The organism is Amycolatopsis sp. DG1A-15b, from assembly GCF_030285645.1.
Lineage (GTDB): Bacteria > Actinomycetota > Actinomycetes > Mycobacteriales > Pseudonocardiaceae > Amycolatopsis.
Map to the genome: position 1 here is coordinate 214,519 of NZ_CP127296.1, position 22,236 is coordinate 236,754.

A 22,236-nucleotide genomic window follows, 5' to 3' on the forward strand; every position below is an offset into this window, starting at 1 on the left:
GCGAAGACGGCCTGACGACCGTGTACCTCCACCGGGAGCCACGCCGCCGGTGACGGCGGGCGCCGGAGCCAGGGCCGGACGTCACGGGGCGGTGGCCGACACCGTCTCCCGGCGGACCGGGCGGCGCCGGTCCGAACGGTGCTTGCGGACCGCCAGCAGCAGCACCGCGAGCAGCCCCATCGCGATGCACGTCACCACGGCCGTCAGCACCAGGAACTCGGTCAGCTGCCCGGCCGCCAGGTATGCACCCAGCGCCACCGCCACCAGCGCGCACACCGCGCGGTCCACAATGGACTCCATGGACAGGAGGGTGGCGCGGTAACGGGAATCCGGGATGGAGTCGTTCAGCAGCTGCTTCTGGACCGGGAACGCGATCCCCGTCGCCACCGCGAAGACGCACAACAACACCACCGCCGGGAAGGAGCCGACGAACACGATCACCCCGAGGCACAACGCCATCACGATCGTCAGCGTGAACACCGAACCCACCGGGCCGATCGCCCGGCGGAGCCGGTGGGGGCGGGCCGCGCCCAGTGCCTCGAAGACCGTCATCGCGGCCAGGACCGCGCCGAACCAGTTCACCGAGAGCGCCTTCGACTCCAGGATCGGCTGGAACAGGTTCACCTGGCAGATCCGCACCAGCGTGAACATCGCGACACCCTGCACCATCAGCAGCACCAGCCACCGGGACGAACGCAGCGCCGACAGCGCGCCGCCGACTCCGGCGAGCAGTGACGCCGTCTTGCCGGTCACGCGGCGGCCGCCGGGGATCGGCGGGAGCTTGCACGCGAAGACGAGGGCGATGCCCGCGTTGATCGCCGTCAGCCAGTACGGAGAGGGGAGGCTCCAGGACATCAACAGCCCGATCACCGGCCAGAACACGATCTTGCCGACCAGGCTGTACGCGCGGCCGGCACCTTCCACGCGGAGGTAGTGCTCCCCGGCGCCGGAAGCGTGCAGGTACTCGTACAAGTACGCGCTCTGCGCGCCGGACACCAGCGAGCGGGCCAGGGCGATCAGGAGGAAGTGCACCAGGAACCCCGGGTACGAGCCCAGGAACACCGGCACCAGGTTCGCGGCCACCAGCACGCCGGCGCCCGCCGCCAGCGAGGTGCGGTAGTCGAAGCGGTCGGCGATCATCCCCGTCGGGATCTCGAGCAGGCAGAACACGATGTAGTAGATGCTCTGGATGCCGAAGATCTCGCCGTCGGAGAGCCCGGCGAGCTTCTGGTACGAGTAGAAGATCGGCACCCACAGCAGCAGGCCGAAGAAGAACTGGAACCCGTAGGTCAGCCGGACGGCGCGCTGAACGGCGGGTTTCGCGGGCAGGCGAAGGCCCAGCATGATCGTGTTTCTCCCGGGAAGGTCAGGCCGAATAGGGGCGCAGCTGCACGAGGTGGAGGTGCTCGCCGTCGGCGAGCCACTCGACGTCCACCGGTGAGTCGAAGGTGTAATCGGGCGAGAAGTGGCCCTGCAGCAGGCGGCCGGCGACGGCGAGCCGCTGCAGCTGGGCGTGCGCGGCTTCGTCGAGGTCCGCGGGCGCGTCGCCCAGGGACAGCGTGCGGCCGCCGCCCTCGACCGTCGAATACAGGTACTGCATCGGCAGCGCCGAACCGTCGACGACGTCCGTCACGCGCGGCGACACGTTGACGTACACCGTGCGGAAGTCCGCGCGGTTCATCGGGTTCGTCGTCACCAGCACCCCGCCGAAGTCCGCCGCGACCTGTTCCTGGATCACGACGCCCATGTAGCACTCGTCGAGGGAGATCCCGGCCTGCTGCCGCAGCCGGACGCTGCGCACGGACACCAGCGACGCCCAGACCTCCTTGACGCTGGCGAAGATCCGCTCGGCCGTGGTGACGTGGTTGTGCGACTCGTAGATCCCGGCCGCAGAGAACCCGGCGAGGTCCTCGGCGTTCGACGAACTGCGCACGACGAACGCGCGCACGCCGGCCAGCTGCGACACCAGCGCGGAGTCGATTTCGCCGGCGAGCGCCCCCGGCAGGCGCGCCGACCGGATCAGGCCCTGCAGCTCGACGCACAGCGGCTCGATCTCGCGCGCGTCCAGCTCCAAGGCCATCTTCAGTTTCCCGATGGCCTGCTGGATCCGCGGCGACGACTCCAGGAACCGCCGCTGCAGCGAGAACGGCAGGGCGATGCCGCGCGGCACGCGGACGTGCTCGTCGAGCAGCCGGCGGGCCGCGGCGCCCAGATCGGCGTCCAGAGGGACATCCAGCAGCCGGGCCAGGTAGGGGAGCAGGTTCTCCCGCGGCGGCCGCGGCACCTGGTAGAAGCCGAGCAGCCGCTGCGACCCGTGGGCCAGCACGTGGTGCAGCTCGCCGAGGTTGGCCGCTTTGGTGCCGTAGCGGTGGCGGTCGGACGCGCGCAGCCGGGCGAGGTTCACGATCGGGCTGTGCTCGGCCTCCGGCTGCTCCAGGGTGACGCGCTGGGCGTACCAGGACGGCGGCGCCGCTTCGGCCGGCTCGTCGACCTCCCGCAGGGACAGCGCCTGGGTGTCCACTGTGTACTCGACCCACTTGCCGTCGAGCCCGCGGCGTTCGATCTCGGCCAGGGCGCCGAGCTGGACGGCGTTCGGGATCTGCCAGCCGGTGGCGAGGACGTTGGTGTGCGACAACGGCGTCGTGTGCCGCGTGTTGACGATCCCCGCCAGCCGCGGGATGTCGTCGGGCACGCGGTCCATCACGATGATGTCGGTCCAGTCGAGCGTTGCGGCCCGGTACTCGGCCTCGCTGCGGAACGCGCGCAGCCGCCCGGTGGCCGTGCCCGGGTTCAGCGCCACGAACGGTGCTGTGGAGAACAGCTCGTGCGCGAAGACGCGCGGCAGCTCGCCCGCCGGGATCTCCCGGACGATCCGCTCCTGCAGCTGGTTGGCCGGCTTGAACAGCAGCGGCAGCGAGGAGTCGACGTACTGCGCGACGAAAGCGTGGAACTCGCGGATCAGCTCGGCCGGCATGGTGTCGACCTCGACCGTCTCCAGCGAAAACATCTGCGGGTGCAGCGCGAGAATGCCGAGCAGGAACCGGCGGTCCGGCGCGTGGTAGAAGGCCTCGTTGTACGAGTCGATCTCCGCGCGCACGCGTTCTTCTCCGACGCCGAGGATCTCTTCGCCGATATAGATCGCGTGAAAGGAATGCCGTGCGTGGTTCAGAAAGTGGATCTTCGCCTGCTCGCGGTCGATCACGACCTTTACGAAGGAATAGCCGCCGAGAGTGCCGCCGAGCTGGTGAAGTGCGGACACCGAAAGGCGTTCGCCGACGAGTGCGGCGACGGTCTCGGAGGCAGGACTGGGCGCGACCACGCTGGTCAGGGACACGGATTCTCCTCGCTGGAATAGCGAAGAGGAACGATAACAGGCAGGTAAATAACCCACCAGGGCGGTGGATGGGCCATTCAGCGGGACGGCGCCGGGTTCCATGACCGGCGCCACACCCGCTCGGAGCACCGTTCCAGCGCGTTGGAACGGTGCTCCCGGAATGCGGACGCGCATTCCGCCGTTCGGGTGCGGCAACGACGCGGCGTGATCTCCGCTACAGCGCGGCGGCCTCCGCGGCCAGCTTCTCGATCGTCGCGACGTCGAGCGAGGCCGTCAGCCACGAGCCGCCGATGCAGCCGACGTTCGGCAGCGCCAGGTACGACGGCGCCGAGGCCACCGTGATCCCGCCGGTCGGGCAGAACTTGAGCGACGGCAGCGGACCCGCGATCGACTTCAGGTACGCGACGCCGCCGGACGCCTCCGCCGGGAAGAACTTCAGCGCCGACAGGCCGCGTTCGGCCAGCCGCATCGCCTCGGACACCGTGCTCGCGCCGGGCAGGAACGGCAGCCCGGACTCGAAGCACGCGTCGACGACGGCGTCCGTGCAGCCCGGCGTCACGAGGAACTTCGCGCCCGCGTCGGCCGCCTGCTTCGCCTGGTCCGGTGAAGTGACGGTGCCGGCGCCGATGACGATGTCCGGCACCTCGGCGGCGACGCGCTCGATCGCCGGCAACGCCGCCGGGGTGCGCAGGGTCAGCTCGATGACCCCGATCCCGCCGGCGAGCAGGGCCCGGGCCGTGGGCACCGCGTCGTCGGGGTCGTCGATCACCACGACGGGCATCACGGGGGACAGCTCGAGCAGGTCCTGACCGGTGGTCACTGACCGACCTCCTGTGTTGTGAGAGCAGGCATTCCGAAGTGCTCCGGCGTAAGGCCGCCGAACACCGAAGCGCCCTGGTCAGCGGGGCCGACGGCACGGCGCAACGCGGCGAACAGCTCTCGGCCGGTGCCGGTCCAGGATGCTTCGGACGGCGGGGAGTCCACAAGTTCGCGCCGGGCGAGTTCTTCGTCACCGACCAGCACGTCGAGCGAGCCCGCGGAAGCGTCGAGCCGGATGACGTCACCGTCCGCGATGCGCGCGATCAGGCCGCCCGCCGCGGCTTCCGGTGTCACCTGGATCGCGGCCGGGATCTTGCCCGACGCCCCCGACATCCGGCCGTCGGTGAGCAGCGCCACCGCGTGCCCGCGATCCATCAGCACACCCAGCGCCGGCGTCAGGCCGTGCAGCTCCGGCATGCCGTTGGCCCGCGGGCCCTGCTGCCGGATCACCACGACGACGTCGCGGTTCAGCTCGCCGGCCTCGAACGCGGCCGTGAAGCCCTCCTGCGTGGTGAACACCCGCGCCGGCGCCTGCACCACGCGGTGCTCGGGCGCCACCGCGGACACCTTGACCACCGCGCGGCCGAGGTTGCCCTCGACCATCCGCAGCCCGCCGTCCGCGGCGAACGGCCGCCACGCCGGGCGCAGGACCTCCTCGTCGAGGCTGCGGGTGGGCACGTCCCGCCAGACCAGTTCGCCGTCGGACAGGATCGGCTCGGCGCGGTAGCGGTGCAGCCCGAAGCCGGCCACCGTGTGGACGTCTTCGTGCAGCAGCCCGGCGTCGAGCAGCGTGCCGACGAGGAACTGGATCCCGCCGGCGGCGTGGAAGTGGTTGATGTCGGCACTGCCGTTCGGGTAGACCCGCGCCAGCAGCGGCACGACGGCCGAGAGGTCCGAGAAGTCGTCCCAGGTCAGCTGGATGCCCGCGGCCGCGGCGATCGCGACCAGGTGCATCGTGTGGTTGGTCGACCCGCCCGTGGCGAGCAGCGCGATGACGCCGTTGACGAACGCCTTCTCGTCGAGGATCCGCGCGACCGGCGTGTACTCCTCGCCGCGCGAAAGGGCGACGATCCGCCGTCCGGCCTCTTCGGTCAGCGCACGGCGCAGCGAAGAACCCGGCTGGACGAAGCTGGCGCCGGGCAGGTGCAGGCCCATCACCTCGACGACCATCTGGTTGGAGTTGGCGGTGCCGTAGAAGGTGCAGGTGCCGGCCGAGTGGTACGACGCCGCTTCGGCGTCAAGAAGGTCCTCGCGGGTCGCAAGACCCTCGGCGTACAGCTGGCGGACGCGGGCCTTCTCCTTGTTCGGCAGCCCGGAGTTCATCGGCCCCGCGGGCACCAGCACGGCCGGCAGGTGGCCGAACGACAGCGCGCCGATCAGCAGGCCGGGCACGATCTTGTCGCACACCCCGAGCAGCAGCGCGGCGTCGAACATGTCGTGCGACAGTGCGATCGCCGTCGACATCGCGATGACTTCGCGGCTGAACAGCGAGAGCTCCATGCCCGCGCGGCCCTGCGTGATGCCGTCGCACATGGCCGGGACGCCGCCGGCGAACTGGGCGACACCGCCGGCGGAGCGCACGGACTTCTTCAGCCACGCCGGGTACTCCTGCATCGGCTGGTGCGCCGACAGCATGTCGTTGTAGGACGACACGATCGCGACGCCGGGGGCGCGCGCGGCCCGCAGCGCTTCCTTGTCGACGCCGTCCATCGCGGCGAAACCGTGGGCGAGGTTGCTGCACGCGAGGCCGCGGCGGACCGGGCCTTCGGCGTACGCGGCGGCCGTGCGGTCGAGGTAGGCCGTGCGGGTCGCGGCACTGCGCGCGGCGATGCGGGCGGTGACTTCGGCGACGACGGGGTGCAACGATGGGGTCGGGCTCATGTCCGGCTCCGGATCACTGGGGTGGGGTGGTCCGCGGGACGGCAGCGCTGACGCCTCAGGGTCGTGACTCTGGCCACACTACCTCGGGAAAACGCCGAATCAAAATCGATTCAGAAGATCGACCCGCGTGACCCCGATCACCTCTGGAACCGTTAGTGTGCTAGTTGTCACACTGCACGACGCGTGGCAAAGCCTTCGCCGGTTCCCTGCCAGCCCCACCACACGGGAGGCATGATGTCCACCTCCGAGATCGCCGAGCTGCGGCGAACCATCGGCCAGCTCCGGCAGTGCGTCGGCGCACTGCGCTCTCGCTACGGCGACGCGTCGGCGGTGCGCCGGCTCGCCAACGACGTCGAGCGCCTCGACATCGACACCGCGGACCTCGACGGCGTGCCCCTCGCGGTGCCCGCCCAGGCGAAGGCCGCGGAGCGCGTCCCCGTCCCCGACACCCCCTACGACCCGGCGCTGTGGCACGGCGCCGATGACGAAGGCGTCGGCGGCTACAAGCGCGACCAGCGGTGAGCGCTCCCGCTGACAACGGCGTCGGCACCGGCGTCCAGGCCCCGAAGCGGGCCCGGATCGCCGAGCGCACCCTCCGCACGGACCGGTGGTGGCTCCAGCCGCTGCTGACCGTGCTCGGACTGTCGGCGTTCATCATCTACGCGACGGTGCGGTCGTTCGTGCGCACCGCGTACTGGGTGCCCGACTACCACTACCTGACGCCGTTCTACTCGCCCTGCCTGTCCACTTCCTGCGTCGAGGGCTCGAGCCACTTCGGCCACTGGTTCGGCGACCTGCCCGGGTTCATCCCGCTCGGCTTCGTCGTGCTGCCGTTCCTGCTCGGGTTCCGCCTGACCTGCTACTACTACCGCAAGGCGTACTACCGGTCGGTGTGGTTCTCCCCGCCCGCCTGCGCCGTCGCGGAACCGCACGCCAAGTACACCGGCGAGACGCGGCTGCCGCTGATCATCCAGAACGTCCACCGCTACTTCTTCTACGTCGCGCTGATCGTCTCGCTGGTCAACACCTACGACGCGATCACGGCGTTCCACGGGAAGACCGGCGGGTTCGGCTTCGGGCTGGGCAACATCATCCTGCTCGCCAACGTGATCCTGCTCTGGGCCTACACGCTTTCCTGCCACTCGTGCCGGCACGTGACCGGCGGAAGGCTGAAGCACTTCTCCAAGCACCCGGTGCGCTACTGGATCTGGACGCAGGTCACGAAGCTCAACACCCGCCACATGACGCTGGCCTGGACGACGCTCGGCACGCTGGTGCTGACCGACTTCTACGTCATGCTCGTGGCCAGTGGCGCGATCGCGGACCTCAGATTCGTGAACTAGCGCTCTCCTCTCCCGCCAGTGTCCTCCCGACGAGGACGTCTCCCCAGCTCCGAGGTGGAATTCTTTTATGACCGAGGTCGAACGGCACAGCTACGACGTGGTGGTGATCGGTGCCGGTGGCGCCGGTCTGCGCGCCGTGATCGAAGCCCGCGAACGCGGCTTCCGCGTCGCGGTCGTGTGCAAGTCCCTGTTCGGCAAGGCGCACACGGTGATGGCCGAGGGCGGCTGTGCGGCCTCGATGGGCAACGCGAACTCGAACGACAACTGGCAGGTCCACTTCCGCGACACCATGCGCGGCGGCAAGTTCCTCAACAACTGGCGGATGGCCGAGCTGCACGCCAAGGAGGCGCCGGACCGCGTCTGGGAGCTCGAGACGTACGGCGCGCTCTTCGACCGCACCGCGGACGGCCGGATCAGCCAGCGCAACTTCGGCGGCCACACCTACCCGCGGCTGGCGCACGTCGGTGACCGCACCGGGCTCGAGCTCATCCGCACGATGCAGCAGAAGATCGTCTCGCTGCAGCAGGAGGACTTCGCCGAGACCGGGGACTACGAAGCGAAGATCAAGGTCTTCGCCGAGTGCACGGTCACCGAGCTGCTCACCACCGAGGGCCGCATCGCCGGCGCGTTCGGCTACTGGCGCGAGAGCGGGCGGTTCATCCTCTTCGAGGCGCCCGCGGTCGTGCTCGCCACCGGCGGTATCGGCAAGTCGTTCAAGGTGACGTCGAACTCGTGGGAGTACACCGGTGACGGCCACGCGCTGGCCCTGCGGGCCGGCGCGAAGCTGATCAACATGGAGTTCGTCCAGTTCCACCCGACCGGGATGGTCTGGCCGCCGAGCGTCAAGGGCATCCTCGTCACCGAGGGCGTGCGCGGGGACGGCGGCGTGCTCAAGAACTCCGACGGCAAGCGGTTCATGTTCGAGTACGTGCCCGACGTGTTCAAGGGCCAGTACGCCGAAAGCGAAGAAGAAGCCGACCGCTGGTACGCCGACGCGGACAACAACCGGCGCACGCCGGACCTGCTGCCCCGCGACGAGGTGGCCCGCGCGATCAACTCCGAGGTCAAGGAGGGCCGCGGCTCCCCGCACGGCGGTGTCTTCCTCGACATCGCCAGCCGGCTGCCGGCCGAGGAGATCCGCAAGCGGCTGCCGTCGATGTACCACCAGTTCAAGGAGCTGGCGGACGTCGACATCACCGCGGAGCCGATGGAGGTCGGCCCGACCTGCCACTACGTCATGGGTGGCATCGAGGTCGACCCGGACACGGCCGCGGCGAGCGTGCCCGGCCTGTTCGCGGCCGGCGAGTGCTCGGGCGGCATGCACGGGTCCAACCGGCTCGGCGGCAACTCGCTGTCCGACCTGCTGGTGTTCGGCCGGCGCGCCGGGCTCGGCGCCGCCGAGTACGTGCACGGTCTCGACGGCAGGCCCGCCGTCAAGGAGTCCGATGTGGACGCCGCGGCGAAGATGGCGCTCGCGCCGTTCGACCCGCCCGAGGGTGCGTCGGCCGAGAACCCGTACACCCTGCACACCGAGCTGCAGCAGTCGATGAACGACCTGGTCGGCATCATCCGCAAGGCGGGCGAGATCGAGCAGGCGCTGGTGAAGCTCGCCGAGCTGCGGCAGCGGATCCTGCGGGTCACGGTGGAAGGGCACCGGCAGTTCAACCCCGGCTGGCACCTGGCGATCGACCTGCGCAACATGCTGATGGTCAGCGAGTGCGTCGCGAAGGCGGCGCTGACGCGGACCGAAAGCCGCGGCGGGCACACGCGGGACGACTTCCCGGGCATGGAAGCGGACTGGCGCAACAAGCTCCTCGTGTGCTCGGCTTCGCCGGGCGAGAACCCGGTGGTGCCGGACATCGGCGTCGAGGTGAAGGAGCAGGTGCCGCTGCGGCAGGACCTGCTGGAGCTGTTCGAGTTCGGCGAACTCGGGAAGTACTACACCGATGCGGAGCTCGAGACGCACCCCGGGAGCAAGGCATGAGTTATAAGGCGAGTTTCCGCGTCTGGCGCGGCGACGACACCGGCGGCGGGCTGCAGGACTTCACGGTGGAGGTGAACGAGGGCGAGGTCGTCCTCGACATCATCCACCGGCTGCAGGCCACCCAGGCGTCGGACCTCGCCGTGCGCTGGAACTGCAAGGCGGGCAAGTGCGGTTCGTGCTCGGCGGAGATCAACGGCAAGCCGCGCCTGCTGTGCATGACGCGGATGTCGACGTTCACCGAGGAAGAGGTGATCACGGTGACGCCGATGCGGACGTTCCCGGTGATCCGCGACCTCGTCACCGACGTGTCCTTCAATTACACGAAGGCGCGGGAGATCCCGTCGTTCACCCCGCCCGCGGACCTGAAGCCCGGTGAGTACCGGATGCAGCAGGTGGACGTCGAGCGGTCGCAGGAGTTCCGGAAGTGCATCGAGTGCTTCCTGTGCCAGAACACCTGCCACGTGGTGCGTGACCACGAGGAAAACAAGGAAGCCTTCGCCGGGCCGCGGTACCTGATGCGCATCGCCGAGCTGGAGATGCACCCGCTGGACGTCGCGGACCGCCGTGACGCGGCCCAGGACGAGCACGGCCTCGGGTACTGCAACATCACGAAGTGCTGTTCGGAGGTGTGCCCGGAAGGGATCCACATCACGGACAACGCGCTGATCCCGATGAAGGAGCGCGTCGCGGACCGCAAGTACGACCCGATCGTGTGGCTGGGCAACAAGCTCTTCCGCCGGGACAAGTAGGGCTTTCTCCTCGACGCTCGCGAACCGCGCCCCAGGCCGGTTCGCGAGCGTCTTCCCGTCCGTGCGTGCCAAGGTGGGGGCATGGAGATCGCACTGCTGCCGCCGTCGGCCGGAGCCGCGGTGATCGAGCGGGTGACCGGGCTGGTCAACCAGGTCTACGCCGAGTCCGAGAAGGGGCTCTGGCAGGGGAGCACCGATCGGACGTCCGCCGACGAGATCACCGGGTTCGTGCGGGCCGGGGAAATCGCCGTCGCCTCCGTGGACGGGGATTTCGCCGGGTCGGTGCGGATCCAGCGGCTCGACGACGCGACCGGGGAGTTCGGCATGCTCGCCGCCGACCCGGCGCGGCGGGGGCTCGGTGTCGGGCGGGAGCTCGTGCGGTTCGCCGAGCGGGTGAGCCGGGACGCCGGGTGCCGGGAGATGCAGCTCGAACTGCTCGTGCCGCGGACCTGGACGCATCCCTCGAAGCAGTTCCTGGCCGAGTGGTACGGCCGGCTCGGCTACCGCGTGACGCACCGCGCCGACCTCGCCGAGGACTACCCGCACCTCGCGCCGTCGCTGGCCACGCCGTGCGACTTTCTCATCTATCGCAAGGACCTGCGGTGACGGTGCTCGCCGGGGCGCGGGTGTTCGATCCCGAAACCGGGGAGAGCACGCGCGCGGACGTGCGGCTGGACGGCTCGCGCATCGCCGAGGTGGGTTCGGGGCTCGACGGCGAGCGCGTCGACTGTTCCGGCGGCTTGCTGATCCCCGGGCTCATCGACTGCCACGTGCACGTGGCTTTCCCGCGGCCCGAGCCGCTGCCGCGCAGTGCGCGGATCCTCGAAGCCGTGCCGGTGCTGCGCGGGCTGCTGGCGCGCGGGATCACCACCGTCCGGGACGCCTGGGGTGCCGACGCCGGGTTCAAGCACGCCCTGCGCGAAGGGTGGATCGCCGGCCCTGACCTGCTGGTCAGCCTGCGTCAGCTGGGGCCGACCGGCGGGCTCGGCGACAGCTGGGAGCCACCCGCCGGCGCCGTCGATCACTTCGGTGATCCGGCGCTGCCCGACCCGCTGTTCGACGGCCCGGACGCGGCGCGGGCGGCCGTCCGCCGGATGGTGCGGGCCGGCGCCGACTGGATCAAGGTCGGCGCGAGCGGGGCGATGCGGGCGGTGCGCGAGGGCGTCGACGTCCGCCCGGCCGACGACGAGCTCGCCGCGCTGGTCGAGGAGGCCCGCCGCTGCGGCCGGGATGTCCTGGCCCACGCGCACACGTCCGCTGCAGTCGTCTCGGCCGCCCGCGCCGGGGCGCGCAGCATCGAGCACGGCACCTTCCTCGACGACGACGCCGTGGCCGCGCTCGAGAACGCCTGGTACGTGCCGACGCTCTCGCCGATCAGTGACGGCGAGTTCGCCGAGACGCACCGCCGCTCGCTTCGGCTCGCGGTGGAAGCGGGGGTTCGCGTCGCCGCCGGTTCGGACCTCGCCCCGCGTCCCCATGTCGACTTGACGACCGAGCTGCGGCTGCTGGCCGCGGTGCTCGGCGAGGCGGCCGCCCTCAAGGCGGCCACCTCCGAAGCGGCGCGGCTGCTCCGCCTCGACGACGACCGCGGCCGCATCCAGCCGGGGTTGCGGGCCGACCTGATCCTGCTGGACGGCACGGATCTCGACGTGACCGACCTGCCCGGGCGGACCCGGGCGGTCTGGCACGACGGGAAACGCGTCAGCGCAGCGAGCTGAGCAGGGCGCTCCACGCGGGGTGGGGGACGGTCAGGTGCCCGGCGGTGGGCGCCTTCGAGTCGCGCACCGCGGTGGCTCGGGACGCGAGGGCGACTTCGACGCAGGTGCTGTGTTCGGTGTCGGCATCGCTGTGACTGCTCTTGAACCACTTCAGTTCGCGGCCCGCCATCGGTCACTCCTTCATGCGCTCGAACTCGTCCGCCAGCCGGACGAGCACCTCCCTCGATTGTCCCTCGGAAAGGGCGGCTTGTTCCAGCCTCGTGGCCAGGACGTAGAACGCCTCGACCGCGACCCGGTCGTCGATGAACAGGCCCGCCGCGTAGGTTTCCTCGTAGACGACCGGCGCGTGCTCCGGGAACTCCATGATGGTGAACCGGCTGCCCACGAGGTGGTAGGGGAGTGCGGTTTCCGGCAGGACCCGGATGCTGCAGTGCGGCAGGTTGGTCGACAGCACCAGGTACTGCAGCTGCTCGTGCATCAGCGCCGGGTCGCGGACGATGGTCCGGAGGCTGCGCTCGTAGACGAAGTAGCGGCAGCGTGGCGGATTCCGCCGCTGCAGGAGCTGTTGCCGGTCGAGCCGGGCCTGCACGAGGATCTTCAGGCGGTCCGCGGTGTAGCGCCCGGTCAGTTCGTGGAGCTCCTTCACGTAGTCTTCGGTCTGCAGCATGCCCGGGATGGCTGTCGGGCTGTGCGAAATGATCGTGTCGGCCAGGTTTTCCTGGATGATGAGGGACTTCATCGGGTCGACGAGCTTGTCGAAGTACGGCCGCACCCAGTAGAGGTCGCCGGGCGGCTGGGCGAGCTCGAGGAGCCGCGCGCGTTCGGCGGCCTTCGTGCCGCAGTGGGCGAGGTAGATGGCGGCGTCGATCGGCGAGATGCGGCGGCCGTTTTCCCAGGCCGACACCTTCGAAGCCGACCAGTCCGCGCGGCGGGCCAGCTCGCGCAGGGTCATCCGTTTCAGCTCGCGCTGGTTCTTGAGCTCGCAGGCCATTTCCCGCGTGCGCACCGTGCTCTTTTCGGTCATGCCACGGACGGTAGAGGGAACCTCCGACAAAACGCCGCTCGGCGCGCGCGGATTCACCGCAAGGAGGTCGCTGTTCCGCCTGTGTGACAACGGAAGCAGCCCGCGAAGCGCTGCGAAGCCGCTTCACGGCCCGAAGCTGCTTCGCGCTTTCTTAAGCGATATATGAAATTCCCGATTTGGAATCGACGGCAGGCCGGTGTTGAATACGGTCATGGTCGAACCGAAACCGCGCGACCTGGCCGCCCTGCTGCTGACGCTGACCGTCGTCACCGGGGTGGTCGACGCCGTCAGCTTCCTGGGGCTGGGGCGGGTCTTCGTCGCCAACATGACCGGGAACGTCGTGTTCTTCGGGTTCGCGGCGGCGGGGGAGACGACGCTGTCGGTGCTCGCCTCGCTGACCGCCGTGCTCGCGTTCCTGGCCGGCGCGCTCGCCGGCGGGCGGCTCGCCCGGCGCGAGGACGACTACGACGCCCTGCGGCAGGCGACCGCGGCGCAGGCGGCGCTGATCGCGGTGGCCGTCGTGCTGTCGGCGACCCTCGGCAGCCACACGCGGCCGGGCAGCGAACTGCTGATCGTCGTGCTCGGGCTGGCGATGGGCCTGCAGAACGCGGCCGTCCGCCGCATCGGCGCGCCCGACCTGACGACGACGGTGCTGACGATGACGCTGACCGGCTTCGCGGCGGATTCGAAGGCGGCCGGCGGACCGGGTGCGCACCCGCTGCGCAAGGTCGCCGCCGTGGGGGCGATGCTCGTGGGGGCCTTCGTGGGCGGGCTGCTGCAGCTGCACGTCGCGATGTGGGCCGCGCTGGCGGTGGCGCTCGTGCTGGTCCTGGGCGTGGCGGCCGTGCTGTTCCGGACCCGGCGGACGGCCGCGTGATGACGGGCCGGCGAACCGGGCGGCCGGCCGCGATGCCGGCGGCCGCCCGGTTCCCGCGCTCGAATCGTCCACAAAGGACGAGGCGTCCGGTCAGGAACCGGTGACTTTGAGCTCGACCAGGGTCGCGGGGTCCTGACCCGCGCCTTCGCCGAACCCGGTCCAGCCGTGCTTGTCCACGTTGACCGTGCTGGGCGCGCCCTTGATGGTGACGGTGGCCTGCACGTTGTGCGCCTCCTGGTCGTCACCCTTGGCCTGGAAGGCGTACGGGATGCTGAGCTTGAGGTCGCCGGTCGACCCGGTCACCTGGAAGCAGTAGTGGCCGGGGTCCGCGGCGTGGTCGGCCGGGTTGTTCGTCGAATAGACCTCGATCACGCCGGTGTGGCCGGCGCAGTCGACCAGCAGGATGTGCCCGTCCCCGCTGACCAGGGTGATGCCGCGGTCGCGCAGGATCTTGTCCGCGCCCGGGTAGCTGTAGTCCTCGACCAGTCCGGGCGGGGCGTCGTCGGCGGTCGCGGCGCTGGTGATCGCGGCCGTGCCGGAGATGACGGCGACGCCGGCGATGGCGGCCGCGGCGAGCAGCGTGGTGCGGATGCGCATGTCGGGTTGCACTCCTTGTCGTTGACGGGGCTGGGCGCGCGTCGCCGGACTGAGTGCTGCGTCCTCGACCCGACATGGCCCCCCATGCGAGAACAGACGGACCGTATCCCCACGCCGCCGTTCGGTCAACGTCGTGATCAGTACTTGATCGGAGTCTTTCCCCCGCGGCGAACCTGCCCCTAAGGTACTTCTCGGCTGACACAGGGGGGACCGCGTGCGCGGCAGCCGGCGGCTGCGGCCGTCCACCCCCTGCGGATCTGACGAGGGGGCAGCGGGGGACATGGGCATCCGACACCTACGAGCCGTTCTGACCGCGACGACGGCGTTCGCGCTCGTCGCCGGCATCGTGGCGACACCGGCCGCGGCGGCGGACACACCGCAGCCGACGGAACGCCAGCAGGTGCTGGCGCTGATGCGCGACGCGAGCCCGGTCATCTCCCGCGCGGCCGAGGCCGCGCTGTGCGGCACCGACGCCGACGTGCACACGTTCCTGGCCACCGGGCTGAGCCGGATGCAGGAGATCTCCGACCGCGTCGCGGTGCAGCAGATGATCTCCACCGGCGGGCCGGCGACGCAGCGCACGGCCAACGCCGCGCTCGGCGGCGGCATCGCCGACGTCCGTGCCTTCCTGGCGAGCGGGTGGCGGCAGCCGTGGCAGACGGACCTGCGCGTGCAGGTCTCGCGGCTGCAGTCGGCCGCCACCGGGCCGGCCGTGAAGAGCGCGGCCAACACCGCCCTCAACGGCACACCCGAGGACCAGCTGGCCTTCCTCGGCCAGGGCTACCAGCGGGCCCAGGTCCTGGACGACCGGATCACCGTGCAGCGGCTGATCAACACCGCCGGGCCGGAGGTCAAGAAGGTCGGCAACTGGGCGTTGTCGTCCAGCGCGGACGACGTGCGCTGGTTCCTCCAGAGCGGCTACCAGGTCGCGTTGCAGCGTGACCAGGAAACCGCGACGGTCGCTCAGCTCGCCGAGCTCGCGCAGAGCTCGGAAGCCCGCGCGGCGCAGCAGACGCAGGAGGCGAAGGACGCAGCCGACCAGGCGGCGACCGCCGCCGCGGCCGCCAAGGTCGACGCGCAGATCGCCGCCGACGAGACGCGCAAGGCGCAGGGGTCGGCCGAGCAGGCCGCGCAGGCGGCGTCGCGGGCGGCCGACGCCGCCAACCGCGCGGCGCGCGCCGCGCAAACGGCGATCAACGCGGCCAACGCGGCGAACAACGCGGCTCGCGAGGCCGCGGCCGCGGCCAGCCAGGCCGCCTGGGCCGCGTCCATGGCCGGCCGGGCGGCCTCGAACGCCCGCAACGCGGCCGCCGCCGCGGCCACGGACCGGGGCCAGGCGGACAAGGCGACGCAAGCCGCGAAGGACGCCCGCGACGCCGCCAACGGCGCGCAGAGTGCCGCCGACGCGCTGACCCACGCCATCGACGCCGTGCACGCCGTCGCCGTCACCGTGCAGGCCGCCGCGGCCGCCGCCAACGACGCGGCCGCGGCTGCCGCCGCGTCTTCGGAGGCCGGTGGCTACGCGCAGCAGGCCGGCGCCAGTGCCGCCGAGGCGCGCAACGCCGCCGCCCGGGCCCAGCGCAACGCCAACGAGGCGAGCCGCGCGGCCGCCGCCGCGCTGTCGCTGGCCAACGACGCCGCCGCCTGGGCCGGCCAGGCGCGGCAGGCCGCACTGGACGCCGCCGCCCACGCCAACGCCGCGGCCGCCGCGGCCGACGACGCGGCCAAGCACGCCGGGGAGGCGGCCGGGGCCGCGCAGCGGGCGAAGGACGCCGCGATCGAGGCGAAGAACGCCGCCGACGCCGCGCAGACGGCCGCCGACCAGGCGGAGAACACGGCCGGTCTGGGCCGCCGCGCGGACGCCGAGCGGCTCGCCGCGCAGCAGTCCCAGGCGACGCGCGACGCGCAGGACGCCAAGCAGGCCGAGGACTCCCGGACGGTGGCCCCGCGCTGGACCGCCGGCCAGCCGGAGCAGCTGAGCGAGCGGGCGGCGAGCCTGCTGGTGGCGGCCAAGGACCCGGCGGCTCCGCCGGCGACGGCGATCGCCAGCGGCCGGAAGCTGGCCGCCGAGCTGATGCATACCGGCGGCCCGAAGCTGTTCGCCGCGGCGAGCACCGCGCTCGCCGGCACGGACGCCGAGCTGACCGCGTTCGTCCAGAGTGGACTGAACGGTGCGCTGGAGCAGGACGACCGGCTCAGCCTCGGCATCGTGGGTGGCGCTTCCCTGGTGCCGGCCCAGCGCGCCGCGGCCGGCACCGCCGCCGCGGGCGGCCACGACCAGGTCAAGCAGTTCCTGACGACCCGCGACTACCAGGGCAAGGTCACCAACGACCGGCTGGAAGCCCAGCGCATCTCCTCGGTCGGCGGGCCGGCCACCCGGGACGCGGCCAACCGCGCCCTCTCCGGCACCCCGGCCGACGTCGCCGCGTTCCTGAAGTCCGGGCAGTTCACCGCGGCCAAGAACGACGACCGGATCGCCGTCCAGAAGATCCTGGACCAGGGCGGCCCGGAGGTGAAGGCCGCGGCCAACGCCGCGCTGTCCGGGCCGTGGAGCTACGTCCGTGAGTTCCTCCAGTCCGGTCAGTACAGCGCGGCTTGGCGGGATGCCGACGCCGCGCAGCACGTCGCGCAGGTCAACGGCTACGTCGCCAACGCGAAGGAAGCCGCCGCACTCGCCCACCAGCAGGCCGCACTGGCCGCCGAGTACGCGGCCAACGCCGCCGGCTCGGCTGCCGACGCCGCCGCGGCGGCCCAGGCCGCGAAGGACTCCGCGGCGGAGGCACAGCGGCACGCCCAGGACGCCAACGCCGCCGCCGACCAAGCCGAGCGGTCCGCCGCCCAGGCGGCCCAGTCGGCCGAGACCGCCCGGTGGGCGGCGTCGAACGCGCAGGCGGCGGCGCAGGCCGCCCAGCGATCGGCGGCGCAGGCGGCGCAGTCGGCCGCCCTGGCCAACGAGTACGCCGCGGAGGCCCGCTCGGCGGCGGCCCGGGCGCAGGCCGACGCCGACGCGGCGGGCAAGGACGTGCTCGAAGCCAGCAAGGCGGCCGCCGACGCGTACAACGCCGTCAGCGTCAAGCAGGCCGAAGAGAACGCCAAGCAGCAGGTCATGGACATGCGCGGCACCGTCCAGCAGGTCCGGGACGCGGTGGCGCAGACCATCCAGGACCACCCGGAGCTGCAGGGCCTCCTGGACGCCGCCAACCAGCTGCTGTCGATGATCGACACGATGGCCGGCGCCACCCTCGACTACGTGCGCGACCACGCAGGTGAGCTGCTCGCGCTGATCCAGCACCTGGCCGAGACCGCGGCGGGCGTCGGCACCGCGCTCGGTGGCGCTTCGGTCGCCGGCGGCGCGATCGCGGCGTGCGCCGAGGAGGTCGGCGCGGGTGCGGCGATCGGAGCCGGTGGCGGTGCGGTCTTCGCCGGCGTCGGTGCGGTGCCCGGCGGCATCGGCGGCGCGCTCGTCGGGGCCATCGCGTGCGTGTTCACCTCGGGCCCGGCGGTCTACGCCGGTGTCGCCGAGATGATCGGCGGCCTGGCCATGGCCATGCACGGCATGGAGGGCATGGCCGACGACATCAAGAACCTCGCCGAGAACCCCGGCAACAAGCTCGGCAACGAGCGGGAGGCGAAGGTCGCGGACATCGTCGGCGGCCGGCGCACCAAAGAGCTGACCAACGACGGCCAGGACTACCAGATCGTGATGCCGGGCGTCGGGAGGACCGGCGTGGATGTGTTCGGGCCGGAGGGTGAGTACATCGCGGTCGGCGGTTACGGCAAGAACTTCAACCAGCAAAAGCTGGGCAGTCAGATGAAGATCCTCAAGTGGGGTGCGGACCAGTCCGGTGTGCGGGCCCTCGCGTACTTTGAAGAAGGCACTCCCCAGGAGGCGCTCGACCTCGCCAAGAAGTGGCTCGGCGACGGCAATGTCCTCATGTTCCCGAAGTAGGCAGGAATGTCATACGGATTCGTCCGGCTGTACCGGCGGGACTGGACACCGGAACAGGTGCGCCGGCGGGTGGACTCGCTGGCGGCGGCGGGGATGGTGCTGAGCCATCCCCGCACCGGCCGGATCACCGCGATCAGCGGTGCGTGGGAGACCATCGGCGAGCAGGTCGAAATGGACCGCGACGGCCTGCTCGCCGCCATGGCCGGTCTCGGCGAAAAGGGGTTCACCTTCCAGTACTGGATGACCGATGACGAGGACGCCGACGTCATCTGCACGCTGAGACAGGCCGGTGACGGCGTGGTCGTCGAGGACTACGGGCTCGACGGCTTCGGCGGTCCGGTCTACCGGAAGGGACAGGACACGGTGATCCGCCGGCTGCTGGCCGAGTTCCGGGCGACGGGGCCGGCCACGGTCGGCCTGGTCGTCGACCGGTGGGGGCCGTCGCAGGAAACCGACCTCGACGACATCGTGACCGGCGGCCCGACTCCGGTGACGATCACCCCGGAACTGATGGTGTTGCGGCCCGAGGTCGCTCACCGGCACCCGGAGCTGCGGAACCTGGTCCCGTTCGGCGACTTCCTCGCCCGTGACACGGACGGGATCCTCGCCCTGGCGCCGTCCTAACCGAGCGCGCGGCCGCCGTCGACCAGCAGGCGCTGGCCGGTGATGAAGCTCGCGTCCTCCGAGGCGAAGAAACTCACCGCCGCGGCCACTTCCTCGGGCGTGCCCAGCCGTCCCGCCGGGACTGACGCCCGGTACTCCTCCCGCTCGGCCTCCGGGACCTCCGCGTGCCGCTCCACCGGGATGAACCCGGGCGCCACCGTGTTGACCGTGATGCCGTCCGGGGCCAGTTCGCGGGCCCACGCGCGGACCAGGCCGATCTGGGCGCTCTTGGCCGTCGCGTACGCCGAGCGGCCGGGCGGCGGACGGTCGGCCACCTCCGAGTCGACGTGCACGATGCGGCCGTGGCCGCGGGCGCGCATGCCCGGCAGGACGGCGTGGCCGAGCAGCACCGGCGACCGGACGAAGAAGTCCAGCTGGGCCAGGTGGTCCGGCCAGTCGACCCGCGCCAGCGGGGCATCCGGCTGCGGACCGGTCGCGTTGAGCACCAGAACCCCGATCGGGCCCAGCAACGCCGTGACGGCGTCGACCAGGTCGCCGGCCTGGCGCCGGTCGGTCACGTCCGCGGCGAAGGCGGCCGCGCGGCCGCCTTCGGCGAGGATGCTCTCCGCCGCGGTCTTGAGGTCGGCGTTGTCGTGCCGGCCGTTGACCGCGACGGCGAACCCGTCGCGGGCGAGTCTCCTGGCGATCACCCGGCCCAGGCCGCGGGAACTGCCGGTCACCAGTGCGACACCCATGACGCCGACGCTAGGGGACACCCCGGGACACGACAAGGCCCCCGGGACGTGTCCCGGGGGCCTCGAACGGGTGACTCAGGCCGACGCGGCGGCGAGGGTGTCGGTCACCGGGGGCGGGGCCGCCACGACCTTCTTGTTGCGGCGGTTGCGCCGCTCGAGGTACGTCGCCAGCGCCGTCAGCAGCAGGCACATCACGACGTAGATGGCGGTCGCCACGATCGTCGACGGCACGATCGGCCGCCCGAACGTGCCCTGCGAACCGATGTAGCGGGCGTAGTACAGCAGCTCCTGGTAGGTGATGATGAAGCCGAGCGCGGTGTCCTTCAGCAGCACGACGAGCTGGCTGATGATGGTCGGCAGCATCGCCCGGATCGCCTGCGGCAGCAGGACCAGGAACATCACCTGGGTCTTGCGCATGCCCAGCGCGTACGCCGCTTCGCTCTGGCCCTTCGGCAGCGACTGGATGCCGGCGCGGAAGACCTCGGCGAGCACCGAGCCGTTGTACAGCGTCAGGCCGAGGACCACGCCGAGGAACGGGCTCGTCGGCACGCCGACGGTCGGCAGGCCGAAGTAGAACAGGAACATCAGGATCAGCGCGGGGATGGCGCGGAAGAACTCGACGACGAACCCGGAGATCCGGCGGATCCAGGCGTGGTCCGACAGCCGGCCGGCCGCGAAGATCGCGCCGAAGATCAGCGCCAGCACGGCCGCGGCGGCGAAGGCCTGCAGCGTCGAAAGCACCGCGTTGCCGAGGTCGCGCTGCACCTGCGCGTACTGCAGCCACTCCCACTTGCGGGAGGTGAACTGGCCGCTGTCGTAGAAGCGCCACCCGATGTAGCCGAGGAACGCGAGCACCGCGAGAGTGCCGACCACCGCATACGTGCGGTAGCGCAGCCGGGCCTTCGGGCCCGGGACGTCGAACAGGACGTTGGTCATCGGGCCACGCTCCAGCGCTTCTCCAGGTTGCGTTGGACGAACGACAGCACGGCGACCAGGATGATGAACCCGAGCGCCACCCACAGCAGGCCGACCAGCTGGTTCTCGCCGCGTTCGGACAGGTACGAGCGGATCGCCCCGGCCTCCGCGACCGAGAAGCCGGCGGCGATGGTGGTGTTCTTCAGCAACGCGATCAGGGTGCTGATCAGCGGCGGGACGACCGAACGCAGCGCCTGCGGGAGCACGATCTGGCCGAGGATCTGGCCGAAGGTCAGCCCCAGCGCGCGGCCCGCTTCGGCCTGGCCGACCGGCACGGTGTTGATGCCCGAGCGCACGACCTCGCAGATGAACGCCGAGGTGTACACGGTCAGGGCGGTCACGGCGGCCGGGAAGTAGTCCAGCTTGACGATGTCGAGCAGCGGGTACGCGAACACGAAGAACGCGAACACCAGGGTGAGCGGCGTGTTCCGGGCGATCGTCACGTACGCCGTGCCGACGGCGCGGAAGACGGGGACCGGGCTCACCCGCAACATGGCGAGGATCGTGCCCCAGACCAGGGCGCCGACGGCCGAGAGCAGGAACAGTTCGATCGTGGTGAGGAAGAACGGACCGAACAGGTCCAGGTTGTTGAGCAGGACGTCCATGGAGCCTTCCCCGCGTCCGTGGTCAGGTGGTGGATGGAGAAGGCCGGTGGACCGGGAAACCCGATCCACCGGCCGTCACGCGAGCGTCAGTACTTCTCGAGGGTCGGCTTCTTGGCGGCCGAGCCCGACTTGCCGAGGGTCGCGTCGTAGATCTTCTGCCAGGTGCCGTCGTCCAGCGCCTTCTGCAGGATGTCGTTGACCTTGTCGCGCAGGACCTTGTCGTCCTTGTTCAGGCCGATGCCGTACTTCTCCGTGGAGAACGTCTGGCCGATGACCTTCAGGTTGTCCGGGTCCTGAGACGCGAAGCCCTTGAGGATCGCGTCGTCGGTCGTGACCGCGTCGACGTCCTTCGACAGCAGCTTCTCGACGCACTGCGAGTACTTCTGGAACTCGACGATGTTGGCCGGCTCGGTCAGGTTCTCCGAGCGGACCTTCTGGATCGGGGTCGAGCCGGTGACCGAGCAGACCTTCTTGCCCTTGAGGGTGTCCTTGCCGGTGATCGAGCTGTCGTCCTTGCGCACGAGCAGGTCCTGGCCGGCGACGAAGTACGGGCCGGCGAAGGAGACCAGCGCCTTGCGCTTGTCGGTGATCGAGTAGGTGCCGACGTAGTAGTTCACGTCGCCGTTCGCGATCGTCTGCTCACGGGCACCGGAGTCGACCGTGCGGAAGGTGATCTTCTCCGGGTCGAAGCCGAGGCCGGCCGAGACGAGCTTCGCGATCTCGATGTCGAAGCCGCCGAACTTGCCGGTCGTCGGGTCCTTCTGGCCGAGGCCGGGCTGGTCGTCCTTGGCGCCGACGGTCAGCGCGCCCGCCGCCTTCATCTTGGCGAACACCGGGGAGCCGGCCAGGTCGACGCCGGTCGCCACCGGGTACGTCGGCAGCGCCGCGGCGTTCGTGCCACTCTGCTCGCCCGAGCCCGGCGTGGTCGGCGTGCCTTCCTTGCCGCAGGCGGTCAGCGTGGTCAGCGCCAAGCCACCGGCGAGCAGTCCCACCGCGAGGGTGCGGATCCTCATCTGAATCTCT

20 protein-coding genes are annotated in these 22,236 nt (G+C 70.9%); 9 read left to right on the forward strand and 11 right to left on the reverse strand.

The features are described from left to right. Positions 1 to 81: 81 nt before the first annotated feature. From QRY02_RS01065 to edd, 4 genes are all read right to left on the reverse strand, one after another. Positions 82 to 1,344, reverse strand: coding sequence for an MFS transporter (locus QRY02_RS01065; protein ID WP_285989610.1), 1,263 nt, complete (start codon positions 1,342 to 1,344; stop codon positions 82 to 84). A 22-nt stretch (positions 1,345 to 1,366) separates the two neighbouring features. Next, positions 1,367 to 3,334, reverse strand: coding sequence for a PEP/pyruvate-binding domain-containing protein (locus tag QRY02_RS01070; RefSeq protein ID WP_285989611.1), 1,968 nt, complete (start codon positions 3,332 to 3,334; stop codon positions 1,367 to 1,369). Between the two features lie 214 nt (positions 3,335 to 3,548). Further along, the gene (gene eda / locus QRY02_RS01075) at positions 3,549 to 4,154 is read right to left on the reverse strand and encodes a bifunctional 4-hydroxy-2-oxoglutarate aldolase/2-dehydro-3-deoxy-phosphogluconate aldolase (RefSeq protein ID WP_285989612.1); all 606 of its coding nucleotides are present in this window, start codon (positions 4,152 to 4,154) and stop codon (positions 3,549 to 3,551) included. Beyond that, positions 4,151 to 6,034 (reverse strand): phosphogluconate dehydratase, encoded by a 1,884-nt coding sequence (edd, locus tag QRY02_RS01080; RefSeq protein WP_285989613.1) that lies wholly within the window; start codon positions 6,032 to 6,034, stop codon positions 4,151 to 4,153. Before edd ends, eda begins: the two co-directional genes overlap by 4 nt. Positions 6,035 to 6,268: 234 nt before the next feature. Here edd and QRY02_RS01085 point away from each other — a divergent pair, with 234 nt between their 5' ends. From QRY02_RS01085 to QRY02_RS01110, 6 genes are all read left to right on the forward strand, one after another. Then, entirely contained in the window at positions 6,269 to 6,556 is a 288-nt protein-coding gene (locus QRY02_RS01085; RefSeq protein WP_003054488.1) for an Rv0250c family protein, read from the forward strand. Continuing rightward, positions 6,553 to 7,377: a succinate dehydrogenase subunit SdhC gene (gene sdhC / locus QRY02_RS01090; protein ID WP_285989614.1), complete on the forward strand. Its 825-nt coding sequence runs from the start codon at positions 6,553 to 6,555 to the stop codon at positions 7,375 to 7,377. Before QRY02_RS01085 ends, sdhC begins: the two co-directional genes overlap by 4 nt. A 67-nt stretch (positions 7,378 to 7,444) precedes the next feature. Next, on the forward strand, positions 7,445 to 9,361 hold the full coding sequence (locus tag QRY02_RS01095; RefSeq protein WP_285989615.1) for a fumarate reductase/succinate dehydrogenase flavoprotein subunit: 1,917 nt from the start codon (positions 7,445 to 7,447) through the stop codon (positions 9,359 to 9,361). Next, positions 9,358 to 10,110 carry a succinate dehydrogenase/fumarate reductase iron-sulfur subunit gene (locus QRY02_RS01100; protein WP_285989616.1) on the forward strand — a complete coding sequence of 251 codons (753 nt, stop codon included), beginning with the start codon at positions 9,358 to 9,360 and terminating at the stop codon, positions 10,108 to 10,110. Before QRY02_RS01095 ends, QRY02_RS01100 begins: the two co-directional genes overlap by 4 nt. 81 nt (positions 10,111 to 10,191) lie before the next feature. Further along, entirely contained in the window at positions 10,192 to 10,716 is a 525-nt protein-coding gene (locus tag QRY02_RS01105; protein ID WP_285989617.1) for a GNAT family N-acetyltransferase, read from the forward strand. After that, positions 10,713 to 11,828, forward strand: coding sequence for an amidohydrolase family protein (locus QRY02_RS01110; RefSeq protein WP_285989618.1), 1,116 nt, complete (start codon positions 10,713 to 10,715; stop codon positions 11,826 to 11,828). Before QRY02_RS01105 ends, QRY02_RS01110 begins: the two co-directional genes overlap by 4 nt. Here QRY02_RS01110 and QRY02_RS01115 read toward each other — a convergent pair. Continuing rightward, positions 11,812 to 11,997, reverse strand: a complete 186-nt coding sequence (locus QRY02_RS01115) for a DUF397 domain-containing protein (protein WP_285989619.1) — start codon at positions 11,995 to 11,997, stop codon at positions 11,812 to 11,814. The genes QRY02_RS01110 and QRY02_RS01115 overlap by 17 nt on opposite strands. 3 nt (positions 11,998 to 12,000) lie before the next feature. Next, positions 12,001 to 12,852, reverse strand: coding sequence for a helix-turn-helix domain-containing protein (locus tag QRY02_RS01120; RefSeq protein WP_285989620.1), 852 nt, complete (start codon positions 12,850 to 12,852; stop codon positions 12,001 to 12,003). A 211-nt stretch (positions 12,853 to 13,063) separates the two neighbouring features. On the opposite strand from QRY02_RS01120, the gene QRY02_RS01125 reads away from it, so the two are divergent. Beyond that, positions 13,064 to 13,729 (forward strand): YoaK family protein, encoded by a 666-nt coding sequence (locus QRY02_RS01125; RefSeq protein ID WP_285989621.1) that lies wholly within the window; start codon positions 13,064 to 13,066, stop codon positions 13,727 to 13,729. A gap of 90 nt (positions 13,730 to 13,819) precedes the next feature. On the opposite strand, the gene QRY02_RS01130 is transcribed toward QRY02_RS01125, so the two are convergent. After that, positions 13,820 to 14,326, reverse strand: coding sequence for a hypothetical protein (locus tag QRY02_RS01130; protein WP_285989622.1), 507 nt, complete (start codon positions 14,324 to 14,326; stop codon positions 13,820 to 13,822). Between the two features lie 280 nt (positions 14,327 to 14,606). Here QRY02_RS01130 and QRY02_RS01135 point away from each other — a divergent pair, with 280 nt between their 5' ends. Both QRY02_RS01135 and QRY02_RS01140 read left to right on the forward strand, forming a co-directional pair. Further along, positions 14,607 to 18,275 carry an ALF repeat-containing protein gene (locus QRY02_RS01135; protein WP_285989623.1) on the forward strand — a complete coding sequence of 1,223 codons (3,669 nt, stop codon included), beginning with the start codon at positions 14,607 to 14,609 and terminating at the stop codon, positions 18,273 to 18,275. Positions 18,276 to 18,281: 6 nt separating this feature from the next. Further along, on the forward strand, positions 18,282 to 18,899 hold the full coding sequence (locus tag QRY02_RS01140; protein ID WP_285989624.1) for a hypothetical protein: 618 nt from the start codon (positions 18,282 to 18,284) through the stop codon (positions 18,897 to 18,899). On the opposite strand, the gene QRY02_RS01145 is transcribed toward QRY02_RS01140, so the two are convergent. The 4 genes from QRY02_RS01145 to QRY02_RS01160 all read right to left on the reverse strand — a co-directional run bounded on the left by QRY02_RS01145 (position 18,896) and on the right by QRY02_RS01160 (position 22,226). Next, complete coding sequence (locus QRY02_RS01145) at positions 18,896 to 19,633, reverse strand: SDR family NAD(P)-dependent oxidoreductase (RefSeq protein WP_285989625.1); 738 nt, start codon at positions 19,631 to 19,633, stop codon at positions 18,896 to 18,898. The two genes, QRY02_RS01140 and QRY02_RS01145, sit on opposite strands and share 4 nt — an antisense overlap. A gap of 75 nt (positions 19,634 to 19,708) precedes the next feature. Continuing rightward, positions 19,709 to 20,569 (reverse strand): amino acid ABC transporter permease, encoded by an 861-nt coding sequence (locus tag QRY02_RS01150; protein WP_285989626.1) that lies wholly within the window; start codon positions 20,567 to 20,569, stop codon positions 19,709 to 19,711. Next, on the reverse strand, positions 20,566 to 21,213 hold the full coding sequence (locus tag QRY02_RS01155) for an amino acid ABC transporter permease (RefSeq protein ID WP_285989627.1): 648 nt from the start codon (positions 21,211 to 21,213) through the stop codon (positions 20,566 to 20,568). The genes QRY02_RS01150 and QRY02_RS01155 overlap by 4 nt, the downstream gene beginning before the upstream one ends. 86 nt (positions 21,214 to 21,299) lie before the next feature. Then, positions 21,300 to 22,226, reverse strand: a complete 927-nt coding sequence (locus tag QRY02_RS01160) for a glutamate ABC transporter substrate-binding protein (protein WP_285989628.1) — start codon at positions 22,224 to 22,226, stop codon at positions 21,300 to 21,302. Between the last annotated feature and the right edge of the window lie 10 nt (positions 22,227 to 22,236).

Bases quoted from the DNA above. Each gene is read 5' to 3' on its own strand.
- QRY02_RS01115 (WP_285989619.1), bottom strand. From the start codon at position 11,997: ATGGCGGGCCGCGAACTGAAGTGGTTCAAGAGCAGTCACAGCGATGCC.
- QRY02_RS01150 (WP_285989626.1), bottom strand. From the start codon at position 20,569: ATGACCAACGTCCTGTTCGACGTCCCGGGCCCGAAGGCCCGGCTGCGC.
- QRY02_RS01105 (WP_285989617.1), top strand. From the start codon at position 10,192: ATGGAGATCGCACTGCTGCCGCCGTCGGCCGGAGCCGCGGTGATCGAG.
- QRY02_RS01155 (WP_285989627.1), bottom strand. From the start codon at position 21,213: ATGGACGTCCTGCTCAACAACCTGGACCTGTTCGGTCCGTTCTTCCTC.
- QRY02_RS01085 (WP_003054488.1), top strand. From the start codon at position 6,269: ATGTCCACCTCCGAGATCGCCGAGCTGCGGCGAACCATCGGCCAGCTC.
- QRY02_RS01145 (WP_285989625.1), bottom strand. From the start codon at position 19,633: ATGGGTGTCGCACTGGTGACCGGCAGTTCCCGCGGCCTGGGCCGGGTG.
- QRY02_RS01140 (WP_285989624.1), top strand. From the start codon at position 18,282: ATGTCATACGGATTCGTCCGGCTGTACCGGCGGGACTGGACACCGGAA.
- QRY02_RS01160 (WP_285989628.1), bottom strand. From the start codon at position 22,226: ATGAGGATCCGCACCCTCGCGGTGGGACTGCTCGCCGGTGGCTTGGCG.
- QRY02_RS01130 (WP_285989622.1), bottom strand. From the start codon at position 14,326: ATGCGCATCCGCACCACGCTGCTCGCCGCGGCCGCCATCGCCGGCGTC.
- edd (WP_285989613.1), bottom strand. From the start codon at position 6,034: ATGAGCCCGACCCCATCGTTGCACCCCGTCGTCGCCGAAGTCACCGCC.
- QRY02_RS01100 (WP_285989616.1), top strand. From the start codon at position 9,358: ATGAGTTATAAGGCGAGTTTCCGCGTCTGGCGCGGCGACGACACCGGC.
- QRY02_RS01095 (WP_285989615.1), top strand. From the start codon at position 7,445: ATGACCGAGGTCGAACGGCACAGCTACGACGTGGTGGTGATCGGTGCC.
- QRY02_RS01135 (WP_285989623.1), top strand. From the start codon at position 14,607: ATGGGCATCCGACACCTACGAGCCGTTCTGACCGCGACGACGGCGTTC.
- QRY02_RS01120 (WP_285989620.1), bottom strand. From the start codon at position 12,852: ATGACCGAAAAGAGCACGGTGCGCACGCGGGAAATGGCCTGCGAGCTC.
- QRY02_RS01065 (WP_285989610.1), bottom strand. From the start codon at position 1,344: ATGCTGGGCCTTCGCCTGCCCGCGAAACCCGCCGTTCAGCGCGCCGTC.
- QRY02_RS01125 (WP_285989621.1), top strand. From the start codon at position 13,064: ATGGTCGAACCGAAACCGCGCGACCTGGCCGCCCTGCTGCTGACGCTG.